The sequence below is a fragment of the Pseudomonas sp. C2.3V genome (genome assembly GCF_058536325.1).
The window spans coordinates 619,617-640,194 of record NZ_JBZUBN010000002.1 but is presented as its reverse complement, the minus strand read 5'-3'; the positions used below and the strand labels follow the sequence as shown (position 1 = coordinate 640,194).

Genomic DNA, 20,578 nt, shown 5'->3' with positions numbered 1-20,578 from the left:
GTGGCCTGAAGCCCTCAGACCACTCACAAGGAGAGGTCAGAGCAGTTTGTACCCGATCACCATCAGCATAACGGCAAGGCACGGACGCAATATTCCATCAGGAATTCGACCGGAAAGGTGACTGCCCATAAAGATGCCTGGCAGTGAGCCCATCAGCAGATAGCCTAGAATAGGCCAATCCATGTTGCCCATGCTGGCATGGCCCAGTCCTGCAATCAGCGTCAAAGGTACGGCATGTGCGATTTCTGTACCTACCAGGCGTCGAGTAGCCAGGAAGGGATACAGCATGAACAGCGCCACGGTACCTAAAGCGCCTGCGCCAATGGACGTCAGCGTCACCATGGCGCCAAGCACAACACCAGTGATAAATGTCAGCGTATTGAGCTTTTTCTGGCTCAAGTGAAAGCTGTCATTGGCATGCCGGCCTACAAAGGCAAACAGCTGTTTCTTGAAAAGAATGGCAAAGGCTGTCATGAACAGAACAATACCCAAACCATGCTTGATGATCGCATTTAGTGCCTGCGGATCGGAGTGCAAGCGACTCAACAACCACAGTGTTAATGCAGCGGCCGGCAGACTTCCCAGCGCCAGCCAGCCTGTCACAGACCAGTCGATATTCTTGTTGCGCTGATGCACCCAGACACCGCCTGCCTTTGTCACCGCGGCATACAGCAAATCAGTTCCTACGGCAGCGGCCGGATTGATGCCAAACCACAATAGGATAGGAGTCATCAGGGAACCACCGCCTACGCCTGTCATCCCAACAATAAAGCCGACCACCAAGCCTGCGACAACAAAACCTCCAGCGCCGAAATCCATCATCACTTCCTAAAGACACATGTTCTGCAAAAACCGGCACGCAGCATAACGACTTATAAAGAGCTCGCTTATATAAATATGATCTTGCTTATAACCATTTAATTTAAACAGGCACAGCCATCCTTCATTAATCCCATGGAACGTCCATTTTCCTACGCAGTCATACACGTTAGTATATGGATCATATACATTTCATATAGGATGAATGGATGGGTATTGTCAAAGTCTCGGAAGGTATGCATGAAAACCTGCGTATCGCCAGTAATGCACTTTGCCGCTCCATCAATGCTCAGGCGGAGCACTGGCTACGAGTAGGCATGCTGGCGGAGCTCTATCCTGAGCTGAATCATCGGGATATTTGCAAGCTGCTGATCAGTCTGGAGCAACAAGGCGGTTTTGACCTGAACTGCCTGAGCGCGATGGAAGATGCCCCACACGTCCAAGCAACGATCAAACAGGCGGGAGCCGGACGATGAGAAAAGCGGTTTCGATAAAGACACCTGAAGAAATTGCCATGGCGCGCAAGGCAGGCAAGCTGGCAGCCGATGTGCTAGCGATGATTGCCGAGCACGTGAAACCTGGCGTAACGACCGAAGAACTAGACCGCTTGTGTCATGACTACATCGTCAATGTACAAAAAGCCGTTCCGGCCAATATTGGTTATCACGGATTTCCGAAAACGGTCTGCACCTCAGTCAATCATGTGATCTGCCACGGTATTCCTTCTTCTGAGACGCTGAAGGATGGCGATATCGTCAATATCGATGTAGCGGTCATCAAGGATGGCTGGTACGGCGATACCAGTCGCATGTACTTTGTAGGGGAGCCCTCTGCTCAGGCACGCCGCCTAGTGGAAACGACTTACGAAGCCATGTGTGCAGGTATTCGTGAGGTCAAGCCCGGCGCAACGCTGGGAGACATCGGTCATGCGATCCAGACCGTCGCGCACCGTGACGGCTTTAGTGTCGTTCGTGAATACTGCGGGCACGGGATCGGTAAGGTTTATCACGACGAGCCTCAGGTGCTGCACTTTGGCAACCGTGGCGAAGGGATGAAGCTGCGCACAGGAATGATGTTTACCATCGAGCCTATGCTCAATGCCGGCAAGCACCAGACCAAGACTCTAGGTGATGGCTGGACGGTCATTACCAAGGATCGTTCGCTCTCGGCGCAATGGGAGCATATGGTCGTCGTGACAGAGAGCGGGTTTGAAGTGCTAACGCCATGGCCAGATAGCCCCAGCGGTTATACCCCCATCGTCTAATCGACGATGACACGGTCGGCAGGGCTGCGATGGGCGCCCTGCCAGGATGATTTATTGTGCCTGGGTACGGGTCGCTTCGTCTGGATGTGTCGAGCCTACCGCTGACTCATTAGACAACGCCGCATCTGCCTTCTGCTGATCTTCAACCGCTTCCTGCTTTTGCTCCTGCGCAGCGTTGGTATGTGTCTGTCGCTCGGTAGGATTCTCAGCTGCTGCCGCTTTTTCCTGATGTTCCTGGGCATTCTGCGTATGCTGGGCAGCGTCCTGCGCCTTCTGCTCGGAAGGTTTGTCACAGCCCGCCAAGGGAAGTAGAAGGGCAGTCATTACGGCAACGGATAGATACTTCAACATGGATAACTCAACTTATCAGCTAAAACGTCATCCGCTTGGAATACCGATTACTCGTTGAGTTTCTTCCTAACCGTAACAATTTATTGATTAGCTAACTAATTTCCTTACAGGCGAAACCGCTGGACCGTCCGGTTAAGCTCCGAGGCCAATGCAAGCAACTCTATACTGGAGCGACTGGTTTGCATTGCACCTGTCGCCGTCTGGGTAGACAACGTTCGAATACTGGCCAGGGCGCTATCGACAATATGCGCAATCTGAACCTGCTCATTAGCGCCTGCTGCAATGGTTCTATTCTGCTCACGAATAGCCTCGCTGGCAGTAGTAATCTCGAGCAGTGCCCGGTCAGTCGCTTCCGCCTGCTGCAAGGTATGACAGGCGTGCTCTGCAGAGGATTGAAGACTGGCAACGTTCTGTTGAGTACCTTGATTCACGTCATGGACCAACGCTTCGATTTCGTTGGTGGAGGCTCGCGTACGCAGTGCCAGGGCACGCACTTCATCGGCTACCACAGCAAAGCCTCTGCCCTGCTCACCGGCGCGTGCAGCCTCAATGGCCGCGTTCAAGGCAAGCAGGTTGGTCTGTTCCGAAACAGATCGAATGACATCCAGTATTCGGGTAACGCTCTGCGTCTTTTCAGCCAGCCCGGCCGCCTGCTCGGAAGCCCCTAATACACTGCCTGCCAATTGCTTGATGGAGGCAATGGTGTCGGTAAGCTCGCGCTTGCCCAATATGGCGGCCTCGCTGGAGGCAAGCGAATTCTGTGAGGTATTGGCAGCGCTAAGCGCAACCTCTTCTACAGCCTGGCTCATTTGCGCCATAGCCTCAACGGCCTGGCTTACCTCATGGTTTTGCTGTTGCAGATGGGAAGCGCTGCTTTCCATGACAGCGCTCATCTCATGCGCGGCAGTAGTAAGCTGTGAAGACGCCGATTCGATATGTGATAGCGTCTCGTGCAGACTACCCTGCATGCGCGCCAGTGCCTGCAACAGCCGAGCCGCCTCGTCTTTACCTTGCGACTGAATAGACTGACTCAGATCTCCCTCAGCGATGACTTCGGTGATCGCCACAGCCTGTCGCAAGGGCACCAGTATGCTGACACTCAGCCGCCAGGCCAAGATCATCATGAGTGCCAGCACTGTCCCAATGGTAGCAAAGGCAATCAAGCGCGTCTGTTGATAATGCGCCTGTGCCGAGGTGATGGATTGGGCAGCACTCTGCTTATTCAACTCTCTCAACAACTGCACCTGCATATCCATCAGATCGCCCTGCATGCTCAAGGTCGTATCAGAAAGCATATGCGCATCCTGGGCCCTGCCCTGTTCAATCAGCTCCATCTCATCTCGCAGACCCGAAAGAAAAACCTGGTAGGCGTCCTGAAGCGCCCTGATCGAGTCGCGCTGGGTAGCATCCGAAGCCTGCTGCGAATAGAGTTGGAAGTTCTGCTCAAGTTGTCCCGTTAGCTGCTCGACAGCAATCTTCCCATTGATCAATACCGATGGATCTTCCGTAGTGGTCAGAAATCGCTGGGACTCTGTGCGTAGTTTGCCCAGATCAATTGCAATGGCATCCGCCAGTGCAATGTTGGCAAGCGCTCCGCTTTCGATCATCTCGCCCTGCTGGCGAATCTCGTGCATCTGTATAAGACAGAAGCTGCCCAACCCTACGAACAGCGCGGCCGTAACCCCAAAGCAGACAATCAGGCGATTCCTAATGCCTATACGGCGCAAAAGTGGAAGGGATGCAGAAGACTTGAAAAAGCGCAGGACACTTAATGGCATGTTCACGGAACGACGACAACCATGGCAATAAAGACTGCCCCGCTTATATCAGCCGATCATGATAGCTTAATGACAGCCCATCCCCCTGCCTGGCTGTCGTCGGCCTGCCTATAATAAAGAAAGCCTACAAACCAGCACTGCCAGGCCTTTCAACCCAGCAATGCTGGCAGAGAGCAAATTTGAACCCTTCCTGATCAGTGTTGGGTCAACGTAGCTGTATTGCTCAGCCCGGTCTGCATCAAGGTTGCCTGATTACCCTGCCCGGTGCGCTCCAACGTAACAGCCAGGCCTGAACCTTGCTGGGTTAGCTGGAAGTTGTCATTAATGGTCTGGCGTTGTGTGAGGCTCATGTAGTTGTTATCGCCTATCTGCGATACATCCAGGGAGCTATTCTCAACGCCGGCCTGCACCAGATCCATGGTGTTCCCATTGCCATCTTGTGTAGCAATGATGCTGTTTGAACCGCTGGTGGCAGATTGGCTGACTGTCATGATGTTGTCATCACCCAACTGATTGGTAGTCAGGCTTGCACCGGCGGAGCCAAAATAAATACTAGCAAGCCCTCCCTGATCAACCGTGACGCTATTATTGTTACCGTTCTGGGTAAGCCGTGCTGTAGCGTTCAGAGACTGCTCGACTGTCGCCGTGTTGCCGTCGCCATACTGAGTTACCCGCGCAAAAACACTGCCCACATCAACATCTTTGGGACTGACGCCATACTGCTGGAGCTGGGCACTGTTTGCGTTGCCTTGCTGTTCGACAGCACTGGATACATTCATATCTCGCTGTATAGCGGTGATATGGTTAGTATCACCCGTCTGGGTAGCAGTAAATCCACTCAGGAAGCCATCCGTCCCCTGCTCTAGGTTAATGATATTGTTGTTACCAATGGACGTTGTGTTAATTGTTGCAGCACCAGAGGTGGTACGTGTCAAGGTATGAATGTTCCCTGTACCATTTTGCTCTCCTGTCACAGAGCCGCTGCCATAATACGTTGTATCATTTAACGTGTACTGGTTAGCACTGCCCGCTTGCGTCAGGGTTACTTCGTTCTCACCGCTTTGGTAGATGTTGGCAACCTGGTTATCTCCTCCTTGCGTTACTGTTACTCTAGCATCCTCAGTCGCTTCGTCCTGATAGACCGTGGCGGAATGGCCGGTCCCATCCTGTTCGATACGCTGATAGCTGTTGTTACCCAACTGAGTTTGCTGCGCCTGATGGGACGTACCGGTTTGAACCAGCTCTGCCGTATTGCCATCACCAGCTTGGTTAATTTCCGATACATGCATTTGAGCAACAGCAGAGGCAGAGATAAAGGCCATGGAAATGGCCGCAAGCATGTTGAAACGACGCATATCGAATTCCTTATAAGCATGCCCAGTTAGATCGACCTCTCTTTATAGAGAGGTCGGCGACCAAACGAAACAACAGGCTTTCCGTTTGCTCTTTAGCTTTCCAGTGAATACTGGTAGTACAAGCGTAGCTGTCGGTAAGTCTATTACCATACAGCCCGACGAAAGGATTTACTTAGCACTTTAGCAATCTTTTTATTTGCCTTACTGTTGCACAGAGGCGGCTTGAATATAGCCAGTTGCCATAATATTAATTCTTTATCTATATTCCTTCAAAAAGGAATTAATACCGTCTACATATTTTATCCAGACGTACGTTATTCAACTCATCGCCAGCTGTTGGAATAATGAGCTCAGGTCTGCCCGCTGACAGGCTCCTTGCTGCAGCGTAGAAACCTGATTAAACCTGGCTTTAAGCAGAGGAGTTGGCCATATGGCTCCTGCTGCACCAAGGGATGCAAGAGCATCACTCAAATGAACCCATATTATCCAACATACTTATTTCTAATGTCAGCGCTAAACTGGCCAATCGGCTAAAAATAACAATAACTCAGAGCAGCAGTGGCGTTAACTTTACTAACTAACAACAATAGCTAGCAGTTATGCGTAGGAGTTAACATGTCATTTCATCAACAGACTGAAACAATCAAACACGGTAATCCCGGGTGATAATCCAGTCATCTTTAGCCGCTCTGAACTCAGTATTTAACAGGTGCTTAATACCCGTCAATTAACAATTGACTTATAAGCAATAATGAGTTCAATGCACAAGGCATGTATAAATCGCATTGCCCTTTATTAAATGTTTGTATTAAGCCAGGCTTTTCCAAGATTGATGAAGTAGAGAACAATTATATGAGCAGCCCATGAATTTTACCTTGAGCGCAAGCCGATTCACGAGCAAGCAGGCAGGAGGGAATTCAACTCAAGCGAAAGCCTTTCTTGCAGGCATGAAAAAAGGGCTTGTATTTCTACAAGCCCTTTTAGGAGATGGCGCGCTCGAGAGGATTCGAACCTCTGACCGCTCGGTTCGTAGCCGAGTACTCTATCCAGCTGAGCTACGAGCGCGCTGTGGGTGCCAGTATAGGGATATTTCTGAAGTTGTAAAGCTATTTTTTCAATAAAATCAGCTAGATAGAAAATAGCACCTCCAAAAGAGGCATATGCATAAGCCCATTGCCCCTTTCCTCTCCAGCAAACCAAACCTGATAAGCGGCTGTGACGCGCCTAGCCCCACGCTGCTGGCCAGCGTTCTTCTAACGCTTATCTGGTGTATTTAGGCGAAGGATCCGCCCATTCGTTGGCTGATCGCCTCGGCGGTTTCAAGCAACCGTTGTGCAGCCAAACTACCGGGCTCGGCAGAAAAGCTTTGTGCCGCCCCTACGATGGTCAATACACCTACAAGCCGATTCCCCGCGGCAAACACCGGTGCCGAAAGCGCATTGACTCCCTCCATGAGCAGGCCATGAATTGAGTGCAGTCGATAAGCACGGATAGACGCCATGGTGTCGGCCAGCACTTTTTGAGTGGGTGCGCCTGCCTGACGTAGCGCCTGCTTTCTTAACGGAGCCGTTTCGCTATCCGGCAGGAACGCATTAAAGACCAGCCCCGTAGAAGAACTCAGCAATGGAAGTACGGAGCCCACCTGCGTTACCAACGTTACTGCACGGACGGCCTGCTCCACATGCACCACTGCCGGACCGTGGTTGCCCCACACCGCTAGAAAGCATGTTTCGTTGACAGCATCACGCAGTGTGGCCAGCCTTGGAACACTTACTTTCACGACATCCAGACGCCCCAGGGCTGCCATGCCAACGTACAACGCCGCCGGGCCGAGACCATAATGATTGGTAGCCTCGTCCTGCTCGGCAAACCCACTGGCAATCAGTGCCTGCAAGTAGCGGTGCACCTTGCTGGCGGGCATCTCAAGATGCTCTGCGAGTTTGGATAACGATGTCGCTGGCGCCAGATCAGCCAGACCCTTGAGAATATCGGTGCCGACTTCAGCCGACTGAACCTTTTGGCGTCGGGACGACTCAGGAGCCTTCGATTCGCTTGCCATGTCTACAACCGCTACTGTGGGGAGGCGGTGTTATAGCGTGACCGCCTTCAGGATTCAATTTACAAGCAAGCAACGCTTACAGAATCCTTGATGTACAAGGCAACCCTTTAATCATGAATGTCTGCCTGGCTTGACAAGCCACAAGGTCTTGGCGCACATTCCACTAAACGTAACTGATTTACGCATTATAAAAGACTCATAGGAGTCGCTAATAAAAGCGGTGTAAGTCATGGATCTCTTTACCTATTACCGTTCCACTTCGTCCTATCGCGTGCGCATTGCCCTGGCGCTCAAGGGGCTGCCTTACGAGGCGATACCGGTAAACCTCATCAAGGATGGCGGTGAACATCGGCGATCGGACTACCTTGCGCTCAATCCACAAGGTCGTGTCCCGCTGCTGCGCACGGATGAAGACATACTGATTCCTCAATCGCCCGCTATCCTGGAATACCTGGAAGAGCGCTACCCCGAAACGCCTCTGCTGCCAGAAGACATACTCACACGCGCCCGACATCGGAGCGTAGCGGCCATTATTGGCTGCGATATTCATCCCCTGCATAACGTGTCGGTACTGAACCGCCTGCGCCAGTTGAACATTGCCGAGGCAGACGTATCCGCCTGGATTATGCACTGGATCAGTGAGGGACTTAGCGCTGTAGAGGCGTTGATAGGCGATGAAGGCTTCTGCTTTGGTGAAGTAGGCCTTGCCGATGTATATCTGCTGCCACAGCTTTATGCTGCGCACCGTTTTAACGTGTCGCTGGAATCGTTGCCTCGAATTGCCCGGACTGAACGCCTGGCGTTAGAACATCCGGCGTTCCAGCAGGCTCACCCCGACGCTCAGGCGGATCGACCGCTATGAAATCCTTTGGCTTCAAGCTTCTAATGGGCGACCACTTGGCTCGCAGCACCCGTGGCCTCTCCTGCGCGCCGCCATGGTCTGGGTACTGATTTTCCTTACCTAATCCATTTGTTTATGCAGGAGCCTGTCATGGCCGATCTATTTGAAAACCCCATGGGCCTCATGGGTTTCGAGTTCATTGAATTCGCCTCCCCGACCCCTAACGTCATCGAGCCTGTACTGGAAAGTATTGGTTTTACCCACGTAGCCAACCACCGTTCCAAGGACGTTGCGCTGTATCGTCAGGGTGATATCAATGCCATTGTCAACCGTGAACCCAAGAGCCATGCGGCCTATTTTGCTGCTGAACATGGCCCTTCCGTGTGCGGTATGGCCTTTCGTGTGCGTGATGCTCACCAGGCTTACTACAAGGCACTGGAAATCGGCGCTCAAGCCGTAGACATTCCTACCGGTCCGATGGAGCTTCGCTTGCCAGCCATCAAGGGCATCGGTGGCGCACCGCTGTACCTGATCGATCGTTTCGAGGAGGGCAGTTCAATCTATGACATCGACTTCGTTTTCCTCGACGGTGTTGATCGCAAGCCGGTCGGGGCTGGTTTAAAGATCATCGACCACCTGACCCATAACGTGTATCGGGGCCGTATGGCCTATTGGGCAGACTTCTACGAGAAGCTGTTCAACTTCCGCGAGATTCGTTACTTCGACATCAAGGGTGAATACACCGGTCTGACCTCCAAGGCCATGACTGCGCCAGACGGCATGGTACGGATTCCGCTGAACGAAGAGTCTTCCAAGGGGGCGGGTCAGATCGAGGAGTTTCTCATGCAGTTCAACGGCGAAGGTATCCAGCATATTGCCTTTCTGACCGATGATCTCATCAAGACCTGGGATGCGCTCAAGGCCTGCGGCACCCGCTTCATGACAGCACCACCAGAGACCTACTACGAGATGCTTGAAGGCCGCGTGCCCAACCATGGCGAACCAACTGGAGAGCTTCGCTCGCGGGGCATCCTGCTGGATGGTACCTCCGAAGGGGGTGAGCGTCGCCTGCTGCTGCAGATCTTCTCCGAAACGCTGTTGGGCCCGGTGTTCTTCGAATTTATCCAGCGCAAGGGTGATAGCGGCTTTGGCGAAGGCAATTTCAAGGCATTGTTCGAGTCGATCGAGCGCGACCAGATCCGCCGTGGCGTGCTAACTACCGAGTAAGGTCATGGGCGGCCGGTACGCCGGCTGCCCTGTCAGACATGCCCAGAATGAGAATCAAGCCATGAATGTACATGCACAGGGCCTGGATACCCTTCCCTATCAGTCCGGCTTTGGAAACGAATTTGCCAGCGAAGCGCTTCCAGGCGCACTGCCGGTTGGGCAGAACTCACCTCAAAAGGTCCCGTACGGTCTTTATACCGAACTGTTGTCAGGAACTGCCTTCACCGTTCCGCGCACGGAAGCCCGGCGTACCTGGCTCTACCGGATTCGCCCGTCGGCTAACCATTCAAAATACAAGCGCCTTGACCGGCAGCTGGCGCATGGCGGCCTCGGTGAAATAACACCCAATCGCCTGCGCTGGAATCCAATCGCGCAGCCGCAGATCCAGACCGATTTCATCGACGGGCTGGAATGCCTGACGGCTACTCACGATGCGGTGCAGACTACGGGCGTAAGCGTCTACCGCTATGCAGCCAACAGCTCAATGTCTCGGGTCTTCTTCAATGCCGATGGCGAGTGGTTGGTGGTTCCCCAGGCCGGGCGACTGCGTCTGGCAACCGAGCTGGGCATTCTACAGATCGGACCGCTGGAGATTGCGGTTATACCTCGGGGCATGCGCTTTCGCGTCGAACTGCTCGATGGCGCGGCCAGCGGGTATGTCTGTGAAAACCACGGACAGGCGCTTCGTCTGCCGGACCTGGGACCCATTGGCAGTAATGGTCTGGCCAACCCACGCGATTTTATGGCTCCAGTGGCCTCTTACGAAGAGCGTGATGAGGCAACCGAACTGGTACAGAAATACCTGGGCGAACTGTGGTCGACTACGCTGGATCACTCACCTCTGGACGTTGTGGCCTGGCACGGCAACAACGTACCCTACAAGTATGATCTACGCCGCTTCAATACCATCGGTACCGTCAGTTTTGATCACCCCGATCCGTCCATTTTTACAGTCCTGACCTCACCGAGCAGCACTCACGGAATGGCAAATATCGATTTCGTGATTTTCCCGCCACGCTGGATGGTGGCCGAAAACACCTTCCGGCCACCCTGGTTCCATCGCAACCTGATGAATGAATTCATGGGACTTATCCAGGGTGCCTATGATGCAAAGGCCGACGGCTTCTCACCGGGCGGAGCCTCCTTGCACAGCTGCATGAGTGCTCACGGACCAGATCATGTATCGACGACCCAGGCGATTAACGCCGAGCTGAAGCCACACAAAATCGATAACACCATGGCCTTCATGTTTGAGACCGGGCCGGTATTAAGACCCACCCGCCATGCTCTGGAAACCGCAACCTTACAGGCTGACTATGACGCGTGCTGGTCAGGGTTGGGCAAGACGTTTCACCGGGAGGACCCTCTATGAAAACCGAGAATCCACGTCTGAGTTGGGTAGCCTCTGCCAACAGCCATATCGATTTTCCCTTGCAGAATCTGCCCCACGGCGTGTTCAGCCCTCCTGGCGAGACGCCCAGGGGCGGTGTCGCGATTGGGGACTATATTCTGGACATGCGTGTTGCCTGCGAGGCGGGTCTGTTCAGCAGCGCGGCGCAGTGTGCCGCCGAATACGCAGCAGGCACCACGCTAAACGCCTTTTTTGCGTTGGATGCAACCGAGCGCCGAGCTCTACGGGAAGAGCTACTGGCATTACTGGACGAATCGAGCCTGCACCGCACGCGCATGCACGCGCTGGGCGATACGTTATTGCGCCCGATGAAGAGCTGCCAGTTGCATATGCCAGCCAAGGTCGGTGATTACACTGATTTTTATGTAGGAATCCATCACGCCACGAACGTGGGCAAACTGTTTCGCCCGGACAATCCACTGCTCCCCAATTACAAATATGTTCCCATCGGCTATCACGGGCGGGCATCCACCATTGACGTATCCGGAGCGCCGGTCATAAGGCCGAAAGGACAAACACTTCCACCAGGGCAGAGCGAGCCGGTGTTCGGTCCCTGCAAGCGCCTGGACTACGAGTTGGAACTCGGCGTCTGGATAGGCCGAGGCAATGCTCGGGGCGAGGCCATCTCAATTGGCAATGCTAAGAACCATATTGCCGGGCTATGCCTGCTCAATGACTGGTCGGCTCGTGATATCCAAGCGTGGGAATACCAACCGCTGGGCCCGTTCCTGTCCAAAAGTTTTGCTACGACGGTTTCCCCTTGGGTGGTTACCGCCGAAGCCCTGGATCCGTTCCGCTGCGCGCAACTACCCCGGCCGGCTGGTGATCCTCAGCCGCTCTCCTATCTGCTTGATCCAACCGACCAGGAAACGGGCGCGCTAAACATTGAGCTGGAAGTATTACTGCGTACAGCAGCCATGCGTGAGCAGAATCTGCCGGCTCAACGCGTGGCCTTGAGCAATAGCCTGAACATGTACTGGACCCTGTCGCAGCTTGTTACTCACCATACCGTGAATGGATGTAGCTTGCAGCCGGGGGATCTTTTCGGTTCCGGTACGCTTTCAGGGGAACAACCGGACAGCTATGGAAGCCTGCTGGAAACAACCGTAGGAGGCAAGCAGCCGCTAAGGCTACCCAACGGTGAAACCCGCACGTTCCTGGAGGATGGTGACGAGGTTATCCTGCGGGCCCGTTGCCACCGTGAAGGTTATGCCTCGATCGGATTTGGCGAGTGCTCCGGTATCATTCAACCGGCATGCTGAGACCAAAGGGCACTATACGGTGCCCTTCTTTTCCTAAAGCAGAGAATCTATCAGGGCCTTCAGCGCCTCGATTCGCATCGGACGAGCAAGGTAGTAACCCTGCGCCTGGTTACACTTCAACCGGGCCAATACGTCCATCTGCCGTTGGGTTTCCACCCCCTCAGCCGTGACAGTCAATGACAATGCACGACCCAATCCGATAATGGCCTCGATGACCGCCTCCCCATTGGAGGAGGTGTCCAACCCGGCGATAAAGCTTCGGTCGATCTTGATTCCATCGAAGGGATAGGTATGCAGATAGCTCAGCGATGAATAGCCTGTTCCAAAGTCGTCCATGGCCAAACGAACGCCCAGGGCCTTAAGCCGGTGCATGACTTCGCGCGCCGAATTGGCGTTATCCAAGACGACGCCTTCGGTGATTTCCAGCTCAAGCTGATGAGGCGGCAGCCCTGTTTCCTTCAGAACAGCCATGACCCGGGCAACTACATCACTGCGCTTGAACTCCAGGGGTGAAAGATTCACCGAGACAAATGTATCCGGCGCCCACTGTAACGCCTCAAGGCAGGCTTTGCGCATCACCCAGTCACTCAAGGAGACAATCAGGCCAGTCTCCTCCGCAACGGTAATGAAATGGTAAGGCCCCAGGTAGCCCCGAATGGGATGTTCCCAGCGCACCAGAGCCTCAGCTCCAACCATGCGCTTTTGCGCCGTGTCGAAGCGGGGCTGGAACTCCAGGCGCAACTCGTCCCGTTGCAAGGCCAGCTTCAGATCACTTTCTATTTGGCGCCGGGCCAGAATACGGGTATTCATCTCCTCGGAATAGAATTGCCAAGTGTTCCGGCCGGCAGCCTTGGCTTCATACAAGGCGATATCGCCAAGCCTGAGCAGTTCATCGGTCCGCTGACCATCCTGTGGCGCACACACGATACCGATACTGCTGCCAATGATGACTTCCTGATCACCAATCTGCACGGGCTCGATAATAGCGGCCAGAATTCTTTCACAGAGCTGCTCGATAGCGGAGCGTCCGGTCACTCCTCGCAGGAGGATAACAAACTCGTCTCCTCCCATGCGTGCAACGAATGTTTCACGTCCCAGACTGCTCTTTAATCGATGCGCGATTTCCATAAGAACCCGATCACCGGCCGCGTGACCTAGCGTGTCGTTTACCGGCTTGAAATTATCAAGGTCCATGCAGAGCAGTAGGAGGGGATTGGCCAGCGTAGGCTTGGCGCCAAGCTGACTTTTTAATCGTTTGTACAAGGCACGCCGGTTTGGTAGCCCCGTCAGGCTGTCCTCCAGCGCTTCGCGTTCCCGGCGTTCCTGCTCGGCTCGCCGCTCGGAGATGTCATGCAGAAAAGCGCTATAGAGCTTATGGTCTAGAGCATCAACAGCTGTCACCTTGAGTTCTACAGGGATACGTGCGCCGTTACGGTGGTGCACCATGATTTCCAGCGCAGCCCCTTCGCCCAGGTCCATTTCCCCAGAAAGATAACGGCTAAGACCGGCCTGGTAGTGATCACCGATGGATGAGGTCATGATGAGCCGGTCTACCGGCTGCCCGACGGCATCCTCACGGCTCCAGCCGAACAGTGCCTCCGCCTTGCGGTTCCAGTCTACGATACGGCCGGCTTCGTTCATGCTGACATAGGCATCACTGCTATTCTCAAGCACTGCACTCAGCTCGGCTTCACGCTTGCGAAGGGCCTGCTCGGACTGCTCCTTCTGTTCGAGTGTTTCGGTCAGTCGCTCATTGGCCTGCTGCAGATCCTGGGTTCGGACATTGATACGCTGCTCCAGATCATGGTGCAGTGCCGCCAGTGACAACTCAGCCTCTTTGCGGGCTTGAATATCCTGTCCAACACGGACGTAATAATCCAGCTCACCCTGCTCATTGACATGCCGGGTACACGTCAACCGTACCCAACGGTGCTCTCCGCTTTTGTGCCGGTAACGCTTCTCGATTTCGTACCGGTCGATCTCTCCGTTACGCAACTGATTCAGCAGTTCAAGGTCTTGAGCCATGTCATCAGCATGGCTGAGCTCGGCAAAATTCATGCTCAGCACTTCATCACGTTGAAATCCCAGCATGGCGCAAAACGTCTCGTTGATATCGAGCCACTGCCCTGTCGGCGTCAATAGCGAGATCCCCACGCCTGCCCGCTCGAAGATCGTGCGAAACCTGGCCTCGCTGGCCTTGAAGTTGGGCAGTGGACTGCTGTAGTTGCTGCCAGGTCTGAACAGCCGTTTCACGCCGCTGAATTTCTCGACTGATGACTCCGGCCAGGGCTTCAAGGGTCTCCAGCTGCTGGTCCGTCAAGACTCGCGGATAGGTATCAATCGCGCAGAGCGTACCCAGTGGATGACCGTCGATACTGTTGACCGGAACGCCTGCATAGAACCGAATATAAGGCTCTCCGATGACCAGGGGATTGTGGGAAAAGCGAGGATCTTCCAGCGCATTGTTTACAACGAGCGGGCCGCGTCGCTGGATGGCATAGGAGCAAAAGGCCCTCTCGCGAGGCATTTCATTAATGGAAACGCCTAGTTTGGATTTGAACCATAGCCGCTCCGCATCTACCAGCGAAACAAGCGTAATGGGCAGATCAAGCGCATCAGAGAGCAGCTGCGTCACCTGATCGAATACAGCTTCGGCCTCGGTATCGAGTATTCCAAGCGCTTTGAGAACGGCGATTCGCTCAGCCTCGGCCATCAAGTCGCTGGTGTATAAATCACTCATGAGCCAATTACTCTCATCAGACGGCAAGCTCGTAGTCAGCAGCAACAGCGGCGCATTGAGCCGGAGGTATTGCTAGCGAAGTCACCACTTGGCGGTACAAATAGAAGATAGGATTGCGTCAGGTTATCGACCGCCCCCGTGATAGCTTTATGCCATTCGTCCGCAAACGTCCGGCTTCTATCCATACAGGGGGTTATGACCGTGAACTCATGCCTTAAGTCCAACACAGGCGACAGATTGCAACCACTCTATTTTAATTATCGCAATAATAGTAAAGTGCGATAATGTTCACGTATTGATAGGTGCAATAAGCGCTGGACAGACGTAGGCTAGAATAAGAATGCACCGAATGGCTCCATACGGTGCTCTATGAAGATACGGCTCGACCAGCGGTCTGATCGTACTGCGTTCAGACTGGCTCACTGTTATGCTCATCAAAGCGGCTCTAAGGAACTTGCTCACTCACGCAGCGCCTTATCCCGTTCTCCTAACCACTGATCTTTCTCTACGTGTTTTTCACGTGCAACGTGTCAAATTAAACGTTTGTTCTAGGAGGCTCTCGTCTGTGAGTGAGTCGTACCAGCCCGTATCCGAGGGCGTGGATTTAAGCGTCTGTGAGCGTGAACCTATCCATGTTCCTGGTTCTATTCAGCCACATGGATTTCTTTTGGGATGCAGCCTGCCTGATTGGAAAATCATTCAGGCTTCAGCCAACACGGCTGACTACCTCAAAGGATACTCACCCGATTATCTGCTTGGGCTTGATCTTGAGCAGGTACTGCCTTTGGAAGCCGTTCACTCGCTACGTAACCTCCTGCAGACGACGATGCTGTCCGGCACGGCAGAGCGCCTTAACCGCATGTCGCTGGACAACAGCGACGTATTTTACGATATGGCCGTTCATGTCTCGGGCGGGATAGCCATCATCGAGGGCACGCCAAGTCTGGATAACACCGCGGCGGCTGACCCTGTCACGCTCGTCAAAGGCCTGATCGGGCGGCTCAAGCGCGCTCCGACTCTTGACCGCTTCCTGAAACAGGCGGCTCAGCAGATCAGGGCATTCACCGGCTACGACCGGGTCATGATCTACAAATTTTTACACGATAACTCCGGCCAGGTCATTGCCGAGGCGGTAAGGCCCGGCATGGATGCTTTTCTCGGGCTGCATTATCCCGCCTCGGATATTCCGGCTCAGGCCCGAGCGCTCTACAAGCGTCAATGGCTACGTGTAATTACCGATACAGCTTATTTACCTGTTCCATTGGTACCAGGCTTCGGGCCGGATGGCCTGCCCCTGGACCTCAGCCTTGCTACCTTGCGTAGCGTCTCGCCCGTACACATCGAGTATCTGCACAACATGAACGTGCGAGCCACGATGACCGTTTCCATTATGCGGGGGGAAGAACTATGGGGCCTGATTGCCTGCCACCATAGCGAGCCCTATCGCTTGAGCGGTCCCATGAGTGCTGCCGCGGAACTGTTTGGGCAAGTGCTGTCGCTTCAGCTGGAAGCGAGGGAGCATCAGGATGAGCTGCGCTTGGTTAGCAGCGCGCATGAGGCGCATGACCGGCTGATCGCCAGCATGTCACCCCGTGAGACCTTATTTGATAATCTGGCCGCCTATGCCGGAAACTTGAATGACATCATCCCCTGTGACGGCATCGGGGTATGGTCGGACAGCCGTTTCACTGGCTTTGGTATCACGCCTCCACCTGAGATGGTAGAGCCGCTGATTCAGTTTCTGAGTATGGGCAGTTCCAATGCGGTACTCGCCACCCACGAACTAAGCAAACTTTTTCCTCCCGCACGGGCTTATGCGCAGGCCGTCAGCGGGGTACTGGCGATACCCTTCTCTCGCTCCCCCCGAGACTATTTGCTGTTTTTCCGTCGTGAATTCGTGCAGACCATCACCTGGGGTGGCAATCCAGACAAACCGGTTACGCCGGGCGAGCGCATCAGCCCACGTAAAAGCTTTGAGGCATGGAAACAAACAGTTGAGGGGCAGTCGCTACCTTGGCGCTCCGATGAAAAACAAATTGCCGAGACCTTGCGCATCTCGCTTCTGGAAGTGATCCTCCGGCGTGCCGAATTGATTGCGCAGGAGCGACAAGTTGCTCAGGAAAGCCAATCGCTGCTTATTGCCGAGCTCAACCATCGGGTCAAGAATATTCTTAGCCTGATTCGGGCAGTGGTCCGTCAGAGTGGACAGCAGACCACATCCGTCAAAGACTTTACTGCAGATCTTGAGCATCGCATCAACGCCCTCGCTCAGGCGCATGACCAGATGAATCAGGTCGGTTGGGCCTCGGCGCCATTGCTTCACTTGCTGGAAGCCGAAGCCCAAGCCTGGGCTTACGGTGCGCAGGATCGTGTGATGTTTTCCGGTCCCTCGGTCATCCTGGATGCACGAGCCTATCAGACGCTGGCACTGGTTTTCCATGAGATGATGACCAATGCGGTCAAGTATGGCGCCTTGAGCCGCCCGACTGGGCATCTGCTGGTGTCCTGGTTCCTGGTAAGTGATCAGGACCTTCGGATCGAGTGGTGTGAAAGCGGAGGGCCGATAGTAAGCGCGCCTTCCCGCCGAGGATTTGGATCGGTCGTTATCGAGCGGACCATTCCCTTCGAGCTGCAAGGTGAGGCCCGGATCGAATACCGAATCGAAGGTGTCCAGGGCAGTTTTTTGATCCCGGCACGCCATGTGAGTGTGGGGAATGTTACTGAGCTGAAAACGGCGCCTACGCTGGTCACGGCGCAATCGTTGGCAGAGAAAAAACTGTTGCTGGTAGAGGACAGCATGATGATCGCGCTGGATGCACAGGCAATGCTCCAGGAAGCTGGCGCTGATGTGGAGATTGCCGGAACGGTCAACGAAGCACGCCGCGCCTTGGGCTTTACTCATTTCGACGTAGTCGTACTGGATGTGAATCTGTCGGGGGAGACCAGTCTGGCTATTGCAGAGGAGCTGGCTGATGCCAAACATCCTTTCATTTTCGCAACAGGCTATGGCGAAAACACGGTAATTCCTGATCGCTTCAAGGATATCCCGCTCATTTCCAAGCCTTACAGCGCCGGGTCGCTTACCCATGCGATCAATCGGTTTGATATCACCCCAGAGCTTGATCGCTTGTAATGACCAGCGCTGCGTAAGCAGGCCCCAACGTTACGGAGCCTGCTTACATCATTTAGTGATGCGGCCTGGTTGCGCTTGCAGTCAAAGCGGTTTCGATCAGATCCACCTCCCTTACCAGCTTTTGTAGCGTACTGTCATTGATATGGTGACGGCTACGCAGCTTGTAGTATTCAGTGCGCTCCGCCTTGAGCGCCTGCAGACGCGTTTCCCGCTCAAGATCGCGTCGCGCTTCGAGAAGCGGGGTCGGCAGCTCGTGGTTATTGATCTCCATGCGTTTGTGGTAGTAGTCCATCAGATGGAGGGTGATCTCGTTGAACGCGACGATAATCTCTTCATCCCCTTGGTGGTCCGCCAGTACCTTCGCTTTTTCTTGGTGATAGTTTTCAATGTGCCGGATTGCCGCCTCGGCCCCACGAATACGCGCATGGCGCTCCTCTTCATATTCGCGGCTGTCTTCAGGCAGATCCAGCCCGCGCAACACCAGAGGAAGACCTACGCTTCCGGTAATCAAGGTGAACAGAATGACGCCGGTCGCCAGGAAGATCAGCAGCTCACGGGCCGGATACGGCGTACCGTCATTCAGCATCTCTGGCAGCGACAAGGCAGCCGCCAAGGTGATGGTGCCTCGAATACCTGCCAATGTCCCGGCCAACATGACGCGAGCGGAGACAGACCGCGCTGGCTTGCGACGCAACAGCCGAGGCACATGTACGGCACCAAATATCCAGAGAAACCGCATCCCTAGAAGTGCAATCGAAATCAGCGCGACGAAACCCAGCAATTCAATAAACGGCAGCGTAGTGCCTGCACTGGTCGTTGCGTTAAGCGCGCCGCCAATAATTTCGGGCAATTGGAAACCGAGTAGCAGAAATACCAATGCGTTAAGCACAAATTCCAGCATTTCCCAGACACTGCGCGTCTGGATACGGGACGTGGTCTGATCCTGGCGCTTGAGGTCAAGCCGGTTGATGACCATACCCGCTGCCACAGCGGAGAGAATACCGGACAGATGAAAATGCTCCGCCAGCAGAAACGCCGCAAAGGGTAGCAGCAGGAGCAGCAGCACGATCTGAATAGTCGAAGCTTCGCCAAGGTGCCGCTCGATCAGACGGGTCCGCACCACATTAAAGGCCAGCGCCAGCAAGGCGCCCACCAGTAGCCCACCCAGGGAAATCAGCAGAAACCCTACAGTTGCCTGTGCCAGAGAGAACGCACCGGTCAGGGCTGCGGCTACCGCGAACTTGAATGCCACAAGACCGGATGCATCATTCATGAGCGACTCGCCCTCAAGAATGTGCATTAGCCGCGGTGGTACAGGAAGACGACCGGAAATAGCCGATACCGCGACGGCATCTGTAGGTGAAAGAATCGCTGTCAGTGCAAAGCAGACAGGCAAAGGCAAACCGGGGAATAACCAATGAACCACATATCCCACACCAATCACGGTTACCAGTACAAGGCCCAGCGCTAATGCCAGAATAGGCCCACGAAGTAGCATGAATTCGCGCTGCGGGAACCGTCGCGCATCGGCAAATAGAAGCGGGGCAATGAATAGGAGCATGAACAGCTCAGGCTGAAGCTCCACATGCAGCCCGCTGGCAGGCCAGGCCAGTAGCGCGCCAAAAGCAATCTGTACAAGCGGTGTGGGCAGTGATGGTAGAAAGCGAGCCGCCACCCCAGTAGCCGAGGCGACAAGTAAAAGCATTAAAACAAGATAAACCGTATCCATGAATCTTTAGAAAAATCCCTGTCAATGAAGAACCATAAAGCGCTTCAGCGCTATGGAATAAGCGTTGCCGACCCCCTCAGGCGTGTCTTCCGATATCCCGGATGATGATGTTGATTTAGCTTCTGAGGCCTTTTCAGCGTAGGTGAGGTGAGCGTTGGCACCGATAACATAATCGCGACCAGGCGCTATACAGCGGCGCACCCCGTCATCACCTTCTTTCCCTGAGTGGACCTGAAAGCATGAGGAATTCGGATACAGCCTTGAATCGCCAATATGTGTAAAAATGTTTCTGAAAGAACTGGGAAATCGACAGAAGCAATCAGCCCTCCATGCCGTTTGGTAGAAAAGCTTTCCGTGGCAGTCTCTTTATTAAAGCCGATTGGTTTTCTTACGACTGGATCAACTTGATAACGTTAGCCACGACCAAGCAGAGTGACTTTAAACAGCCACTTATATTGGCAAACTATTCTTGTTGCCAGCGATAGCGATGTCTAGTCGTAAAAGGCCAGTGCTACGAACATTTTCCTGGCGACCCTGACTGTTATGAGTCCCTGTTGTGTCTTGAAACGTGGTGCGTCCCTCTTTTCCAGTCATCCATTGGCAGTTGAC

The 20,578-nt window shown here is 54.0% G+C and carries 15 protein-coding genes, 1 tRNA gene and 1 pseudogene; 7 read left to right on the top strand and 10 right to left on the bottom strand.

The features are described from left to right. Positions 1 to 36: 36 nt before the first annotated feature. The gene (locus AC4LF3_RS22680; RefSeq protein ID WP_491836802.1) at positions 37 to 819 is read right to left on the bottom strand and encodes a sulfite exporter TauE/SafE family protein; all 783 of its coding nucleotides are present in this window, start codon (positions 817 to 819) and stop codon (positions 37 to 39) included. A gap of 209 nt (positions 820 to 1,028) precedes the next feature. On the opposite strand from AC4LF3_RS22680, the gene AC4LF3_RS22675 reads away from it, so the two are divergent. Continuing rightward, positions 1,029 to 1,295 (top strand): ParD-like family protein, encoded by a 267-nt coding sequence (locus AC4LF3_RS22675; RefSeq protein ID WP_010798714.1) that lies wholly within the window; start codon positions 1,029 to 1,031, stop codon positions 1,293 to 1,295. After that, on the top strand, positions 1,292 to 2,083 hold the full coding sequence (map, locus tag AC4LF3_RS22670; RefSeq protein ID WP_074828949.1) for a type I methionyl aminopeptidase: 792 nt from the start codon (positions 1,292 to 1,294) through the stop codon (positions 2,081 to 2,083). Before AC4LF3_RS22675 ends, map begins: the two co-directional genes overlap by 4 nt. 51 nt (positions 2,084 to 2,134) lie before the next feature. Here map and AC4LF3_RS22665 read toward each other — a convergent pair whose 3' ends face one another. The 6 genes and pseudogenes from AC4LF3_RS22665 to AC4LF3_RS22640 form a co-directional block, all read right to left on the bottom strand. Beyond that, complete coding sequence (locus AC4LF3_RS22665) at positions 2,135 to 2,434, bottom strand: hypothetical protein (RefSeq protein ID WP_150346324.1); 300 nt, start codon at positions 2,432 to 2,434, stop codon at positions 2,135 to 2,137. A 104-nt stretch (positions 2,435 to 2,538) separates the two neighbouring features. After that, positions 2,539 to 3,252, bottom strand: a complete 714-nt coding sequence (locus tag AC4LF3_RS22660; RefSeq protein WP_409438660.1) for a methyl-accepting chemotaxis protein — start codon at positions 3,250 to 3,252, stop codon at positions 2,539 to 2,541. Between the two features lie 141 nt (positions 3,253 to 3,393). Beyond that, positions 3,394 to 4,212: pseudogene (locus AC4LF3_RS22655) on the bottom strand (MCP four helix bundle domain-containing protein); the annotation flags it as partial. A 194-nt stretch (positions 4,213 to 4,406) separates the two neighbouring features. Continuing rightward, entirely contained in the window at positions 4,407 to 5,567 is a 1,161-nt protein-coding gene (locus AC4LF3_RS22650) for a hypothetical protein (protein ID WP_491836801.1), read from the bottom strand. A 988-nt stretch (positions 5,568 to 6,555) separates the two neighbouring features. Further along, positions 6,556 to 6,632, bottom strand: a tRNA-Arg gene (locus tag AC4LF3_RS22645). Positions 6,633 to 6,840: 208 nt separating this feature from the next. Then, positions 6,841 to 7,626: an IclR family transcriptional regulator gene (locus AC4LF3_RS22640; protein ID WP_475257942.1), complete on the bottom strand. Its 786-nt coding sequence runs from the start codon at positions 7,624 to 7,626 to the stop codon at positions 6,841 to 6,843. 229 nt (positions 7,627 to 7,855) lie between these two features. Between AC4LF3_RS22640 and maiA the strand changes: the two genes are divergently transcribed. From maiA to fahA, 4 genes are all read left to right on the top strand, one after another. Beyond that, entirely contained in the window at positions 7,856 to 8,488 is a 633-nt protein-coding gene (gene maiA / locus AC4LF3_RS22635; protein ID WP_491836800.1) for a maleylacetoacetate isomerase, read from the top strand. 129 nt (positions 8,489 to 8,617) lie between these two features. Further along, a complete protein-coding gene (hppD, locus tag AC4LF3_RS22630) occupies positions 8,618 to 9,694 on the top strand; it encodes a 4-hydroxyphenylpyruvate dioxygenase (protein WP_491836799.1) in 1,077 nt (358 codons plus the stop codon). Positions 9,695 to 9,755: 61 nt separating this feature from the next. After that, positions 9,756 to 11,066 (top strand): homogentisate 1,2-dioxygenase, encoded by a 1,311-nt coding sequence (gene hmgA, locus AC4LF3_RS22625; protein WP_491836798.1) that lies wholly within the window; start codon positions 9,756 to 9,758, stop codon positions 11,064 to 11,066. Beyond that, complete coding sequence (fahA, locus tag AC4LF3_RS22620; RefSeq protein WP_491836797.1) at positions 11,063 to 12,367, top strand: fumarylacetoacetase; 1,305 nt, start codon at positions 11,063 to 11,065, stop codon at positions 12,365 to 12,367. The genes hmgA and fahA overlap by 4 nt, the downstream gene beginning before the upstream one ends. Positions 12,368 to 12,400: 33 nt before the next feature. On the opposite strand, the gene AC4LF3_RS22615 is transcribed toward fahA, so the two are convergent. Both AC4LF3_RS22615 and AC4LF3_RS22610 read right to left on the bottom strand, forming a co-directional pair. Continuing rightward, complete coding sequence (locus AC4LF3_RS22615; RefSeq protein WP_491836796.1) at positions 12,401 to 14,521, bottom strand: sensor domain-containing protein; 2,121 nt, start codon at positions 14,519 to 14,521, stop codon at positions 12,401 to 12,403. Further along, entirely contained in the window at positions 14,439 to 15,107 is a 669-nt protein-coding gene (locus tag AC4LF3_RS22610; RefSeq protein WP_491836795.1) for a GAF domain-containing protein, read from the bottom strand. Before AC4LF3_RS22610 ends, AC4LF3_RS22615 begins: the two co-directional genes overlap by 83 nt. Positions 15,108 to 15,672: 565 nt before the next feature. On the opposite strand from AC4LF3_RS22610, the gene AC4LF3_RS22605 reads away from it, so the two are divergent. Further along, entirely contained in the window at positions 15,673 to 18,240 is a 2,568-nt protein-coding gene (locus AC4LF3_RS22605) for an HWE histidine kinase domain-containing protein (protein WP_491836794.1), read from the top strand. Between the two features lie 52 nt (positions 18,241 to 18,292). On the opposite strand, the gene AC4LF3_RS22600 is transcribed toward AC4LF3_RS22605, so the two are convergent. After that, positions 18,293 to 19,969, bottom strand: coding sequence for a Na+/H+ antiporter (locus AC4LF3_RS22600; protein WP_491836793.1), 1,677 nt, complete (start codon positions 19,967 to 19,969; stop codon positions 18,293 to 18,295). Positions 19,970 to 20,578: the final 609 nt, after the last annotated feature.